Source organism: Brenneria alni, from assembly GCF_003666245.1.
Lineage (GTDB): Bacteria > Pseudomonadota > Gammaproteobacteria > Enterobacterales > Enterobacteriaceae > Brenneria > Brenneria alni.
In genome coordinates this window covers 1-1,579 of the sequence record NZ_MJLZ01000105.1, presented here as the reverse complement: position 1 = coordinate 1,579, position 1,579 = coordinate 1, and the positions used below count along the sequence as shown (strand labels likewise).

Here is a 1,579-nt window from a genome sequence, read left to right as displayed (position 1 = left end):
ATATAAATTTAATTCTCAGGTGTACAGAGGTTATAAGGTATCTCTCAGGGGATACCTTTTTATTAAACATGTAGTGCATTTCCGCTATCAATCACTGAACATAAAAACGATAAAGCACGGTGCTGACAGCCATATCCATACAAAAACAGAGGCTCATTGTATTTAAAAATTTCTTCTGAGAAGGTATTATGTTCATGTGATAGGTACTACGGCTGTGCGTCGTAGAATGGGATTTTTTTGTATGGAGGCATAATGTCCAATCTTATTTATCTTAGCGTTACCGGGAAAAAACAAGGACTGATTTCAGCAGGGTGTTCATCACTGGATTCTATTGGCAACAAATATCAATCTGCACATGAGAATGAGATTTTTGTTTATGAGTTGGTAAATAATATTAGTCGGGCAGAGAACGTTGCTCTTCTTCCTGTGGAGATTAGAAAGCCAATTGATAAAGCCACTCCATTGTTTGCTCAGGCGATCAATGACAATGAAAAATTGGAGTGTATTTTTTCTTTCTACCGAACGGCTCAGTCTGGTGGGAATGAGCTTTATTTTAAAATGAAGTTGAGGGATGCGATTATTAATAATATTCGATTTTTTTATCCTAACTCACTGACCCATAATGAAGTTCAGCCACAGGAAAGTGTGTCATTCAAATTTGCTTCTATTGAATGGGAGCATGTCATTGCAAGAACGAGCGCTTATATGCTTTGGCAGAATGTAGCTTATTAATATTGATGAAGACCGAATGTTTTATTCGGTCTTACTTTTTTGAAACATATTTATAAAAAAAATTATAACTATTGATATAAGCATTATTCTTATCCAAAGTTCAGGAATGAATGACACATATAAAAACCATAAGGCAATGGTTAAAGTTATCAAAACCTCAATGGTTATGAAATTTTTCATTATGTATTTCATAATTATTTTTCTTTCTTCTTAATTTTTTTTGATAAGAATTTGATATCAACATAGACGATGATAATTATGGAAACAATAGTAAGTTTCCCCCAATGTTGAGGAATGAACTCGTAGAAAAAAACACCTAAGCCGAGCATCAACGCCATAGTGGTATAAGTGTTAACAAATTCTCTAACTGCGTATGATATTATTTTTTTAAAACTCATTTTTTACTATTCCATTTATTATTTCTATAATTTCAACTTCATCATATGGAGTCTTAGGGATATATGGTGATAAACGCTCTTCAAATAAAAAATATAACATCTCAACTTGCATTGAATAGAGAGACCAATATAATTCAGGGCAAACGTCATGTAAATGTCGTGCAGACATAGCCGCTTTCTGAGCCTTTCCGTGAAATGCTATAGCACTTAATCCCAAAAATGAATATTTGTTTATCGATCTACGAACAGATATTGAAAAGTTTAGCGAGGATGCAATGTATTTCGCAAGCATGTAAACGATTGACATTTTTATTGCCCGATCTGTTGTTATTTCTGATGCAATGGATACACCCTGTCTCTTATAAACTTTTGACGTTGCTGACGAGGGATCTAGTGTAGTTCTCGGTGGTCGCGGTATCATTAAAAAAAAGAAAAGTCTAACATTAAAG

General features: G+C 33.8%; 1 protein-coding gene and 1 pseudogene. One reads left to right on the top strand and one right to left on the bottom strand.

Features of this window, described 5'->3' with window-relative positions:
• The first annotated feature begins 252 nt into the window (after positions 1–252).
• Complete coding sequence (locus tag BIY29_RS19845; RefSeq protein ID WP_121576718.1) at positions 253–732, top strand: Hcp family type VI secretion system effector; 480 nt, start codon at positions 253–255, stop codon at positions 730–732.
• 387 nt (positions 733–1,119) lie between these two features.
• Here the strand turns inward: BIY29_RS19845 and BIY29_RS20365 are convergent.
• Positions 1,120–1,579: pseudogene (locus BIY29_RS20365) on the bottom strand (hypothetical protein); the annotation flags it as partial.